This window comes from Methanophagales archaeon (genome assembly GCA_021159465.1).
Classification (GTDB): Archaea; Halobacteriota; Syntropharchaeia; order Alkanophagales; family Methanospirareceae; genus G60ANME1.
On the sequence record JAGGRR010000171.1, the window covers coordinates 1 to 3,664 of the forward strand.

At 45.9% G+C, this 3,664-nt stretch carries 3 protein-coding genes; 2 read left to right on the plus strand and 1 reads right to left on the minus strand.

All coding sequences use genetic code 11. The features are described from left to right. Positions 1-233: 233 nt before the first annotated feature. Positions 234-1,310: a radical SAM protein gene (locus J7J01_07645; GenBank protein MCD6210743.1), complete on the minus strand. Its 1,077-nt coding sequence runs from the start codon at positions 1,308-1,310 to the stop codon at positions 234-236. A 78-nt stretch (positions 1,311-1,388) separates the two neighbouring features. Between J7J01_07645 and J7J01_07650 the strand changes: the two genes are divergently transcribed. After that, complete coding sequence (locus J7J01_07650; protein ID MCD6210744.1) at positions 1,389-2,123, plus strand: MTAP family purine nucleoside phosphorylase; 735 nt, start codon at positions 1,389-1,391, stop codon at positions 2,121-2,123. Further along, on the plus strand, positions 2,098-3,664 hold a 1,567-nt coding region (locus tag J7J01_07655), incomplete at its 3' end, for an asparagine synthetase B (protein MCD6210745.1). The genes J7J01_07650 and J7J01_07655, both read left to right, overlap by 26 nt.

The following is a 3,664-nucleotide window of genomic DNA, read 5'->3' on the forward strand; positions in this document are numbered from 1 at the left end:
GCTTAGAAGCCTGTAAACTCCCTTAACGATGCTTTAGCCTTTAATTCGCTTATTATGAAGGTTATATCACCTTCAAAGCACATTGCGAGTATCACGACCTTCAGCATCGTTATAGCTTCACTTTTAATAGATTGGAGACTGATATGATGATCTTTTGTGAATGGTTGGTGGAGGGGGTTAATCTTTTATTACCCTTCTTGATGCCTCCACCACTGCTTCTCTGGTTACCATCTTCATTCAAAGACTCGACTCAAACTTAGCAGATGTTTATTACCAATATTAACATATTTGAGATACCTCTTTGCTGCTTTATAGCAGCGCAAGACCTGCTCACGTGGCGTTACTGGCATATCGCACATATAAAAAGCAGGATGGAAGACGAGCAGAGAATAGGGTATCCGCGGATCAGTATCAGCGATGAATCGTGCGATATTCTCAACCTCCTGTGCGTCTACATAGAAAGGCACAAGTAAAGTGGTAGCGGTGAGAACAGGGGTTGAAGATGCAGAGACGGCAAAGAACTCATCGGCAATGAGCTTGAAGTTCTCGTACGCCCGCTCGTTAGGAACACCGCTGAGTGCGAGACTGAGGTTCGGGTTGAAGGCTTTGAGGTCGAATTTCACTATTCCTCCACTGGCTAATGACAGTTCTGCTGCCTGGCGCACCAGCCTGGTGGAGCCACAGCCGTTCCATTCCCAGCATATTCGCAAATCCCTCTCCCGCTCCTCCAGAATCCTGCGTGTGGCATGAATAGCAAAAGGAAGCTGGGGCTCGGGACTGCCACCAAAGTAACAGATACAGTATGCGTTCTCACGTCGCAGTACAGCGGACACGAAATCATATTCGCTCATCGCCCTTGCAGCATTGAGATTCTTATGCGTTTCGTTCTGACAGAAGATGCAGTTGAAATTGCAGCCATAGAAGAATACTGCAACGTTCACTTTACCGGGCTGTGAAGAGCCGGGACAGAACCAGGAAGCGCAGCAATTTGTTGGTAGTGGGTCATAATACACATGCATAAGTGCATAGCCTTCGGGTACAGAAGAGACCAATCGCCCATTTATATTTGCTCTAAGACCGCAATAGCTCCTCTCTCCCTCACCCATCTCACATTCATTTGCGCACAGATCACAGGTACAGGTTATACCACCTTTGGTCTTTGGTGGACTGCTCACAAGTTTATACACTGCTCTTATCTTTGCATGCGCCTCTTCAATATACTCCATTCCCTTTCCACGGCGTATGCAATCGGCACAGACATGCAGAGTTGCTGATGCTTTTCTTTCACCACATATCGCACATCTTACCATCGCATCTCATCTTAGCCTGCAATTACGTTTATCGTTTACGCTATATTTATGGTAGAGTGATTGTTTTATTTAATGCAAATGCAACTACGGAATAAGAATAATAGAGTGGGCATAATTGGCGGTACAAATCTATTTGATACCGGGCTAATGGCTGGTTGCAGTGAGGAGGAGCTAAAGACAAAGTATGGTGATGTCTGCCTGTTTATCAGTCCCGAATTCGTATTCATTCTCAGACATGGCAGATACAGGAACATCCCACCACACAGGATAAATCACAGAGCGAACATAATGGCGTTCAAGGTGCTTGGCATTGATAGAATCATAGGAGTAACTTCGGTGGGCAGCTTGAAGAAAGAAATAAAACCCGGCTCGTTGCTCGTGCCCCATGATTACATCAGTCTGTGTAACATACCCACCTTCTTCGATGATGAGATTGTGCATATTACACCTGGCTTAGATAGTGATTTGAGAATCGAGCTAATAGAAGCGGCGAAAGCGGAGGGCATACCCGTGATTGATGGCGGCATATATTTCCAGAGTGTAGGACCGCGACTGGAGACGAAGGCGGAGATAAATTTCATAAGGGACTATGCAGATGTGGTTGGCATGAGCATGGGTGCAGAGGCAACACTTGCAAAGGAATTGGGACTGAAATATGCGAATTTAAGCTCGGTTGATAATTATGCACATGGTATAGCCGAAGAGGAGCTGAGCTACCAGAGGATAGTAGAAGCTGCTTCTAAGATGCGAGATAATGTGGAGAGGGTGCTATTGCGTGTGTTTAGAGATGACGAGAATAGCAGGGGTTTTTAATCACGCTAATGCATTGAAGGTAGCAATCAGTGGTTTTGAGGCGTTGAAGACAAAGACAAAGACAAATACGAAGGACGTCAACGTCAGATTGAAGAATGCGGTATGTGACGAGAGCTTAAGGAACTGCATCGCCACCAGTGGAGAGCTGAAGAAGAATAAGGACAAGAATAGACTTAGACTCGTAGCAGATGTAGAGTTATATAATAAAGAGGAGGGCAGCAGCTATGACTTACTTTTACATTACCTCGAGAGGAGAGCCGATATTGAGGGTACAGAGATAGAGAAGAGCTTGGACGGTGTTTTTGCTTTTGCTCTGTGGCGAGTAGAGAATGATGAAGTACTCATCGCCCGTGACATACTGGGCATAAAACCGCTCTGGTTCGTACATGCAGATGGATTCGCATTTGCATCAGAGCGAAAGATGCTGGAAGCGATGGGTTTCCCACATGCTATCTTGCTTGAGCCAAGAACAGTATTGCGGTATGATATAAAGGGTGACAGGTTAAAATTTGAGCATCGGGCTTTCTTCTCTACCAAGCCAGAGCTGAGCGGTGATATGGCGAAGTTGAGGTCAGAGTTACTGGAACTGATACGTGCGAGCATAAAGAGGAGGATACCAGTGGGTGAGAAGTTTGGTGTACTCTTCTCTGGTGGGCTGGATTCCACACTCATCGCATATCTGTGCAAAGATTCGGGTGCTGATTTCAACTGTTATACCGTTGCGGTGGAAGAGCCAGGGATGAAGATGGCAGAGGATTTACAGTTTGCGAAGCATGTAGCAGCCCGTCATGACTTCGAGCTGAGGATAAAGAGGTTACGGATAGAAGAGCTGGAGAGGTATCTCAAAGAGGTGATACCGTGTATCGAGGATACGGATGTTGTGAAGGCGAGTGTGGCATTGCCATTATATGTGGCATGTGAATTTGCTATGGAAGATGGTATAAAGACCATTCTCTATGGTCTGGGCACGGAGGAGCTATTCGCCGGTTATGAGCGGCATAAACGTGTGAAATTAGAGGAAGTGGGTGAAGAATGCTTGTCTGGGCTCATGGGTGCGTATGAGCGCGACCTCTATCGCGACGATGTAATAGCCAATCATTGCGGGATTTCATTACGTGCGCCGTTTCTGGCACCTGAACTCGTGGAGTTCGGATTGAGAATACCACCGGTATTGAAATTGCACAATGGTGAGGATAAATTAATTTTACGAGAGATAGCGCGGCGAGAGCTTGGTCTGATGGATGTAGCGAGCAGGAAGAAAAGAGCTATTCAGTACGGCTCGAATTTCATTAAAGCAATGGATAAACTGAGAGCGAGAAAAGGATATCGGTATAAGCGAGACTACATAAGGACTTTTTATCCCGCACGAAACATCAATCTTGGTTGTATCTTCAATTCCGGAATTGAGAGCATATATGCATTATGGTTAATGCAAAAAGCGAGCTATCAGGTGGATTGTTTAATCGCCTCTGCCTCAACCTCAACTTCAACCTCAACTTCAACTACATCCTCATATATGCCTGAGGTTGTGGAGCAGCAGG

Excerpts from the sequence above, each read along its gene's own strand:
- J7J01_07645 (MCD6210743.1), bottom strand. The coding sequence starts at position 1,310 with ATGGTAAGATGTGCGATATGTGGTGAAAGAAAAGCATCAGCAACTCTG.
- J7J01_07650 (MCD6210744.1), top strand. The coding sequence starts at position 1,389 with ATGCAACTACGGAATAAGAATAATAGAGTGGGCATAATTGGCGGTACA.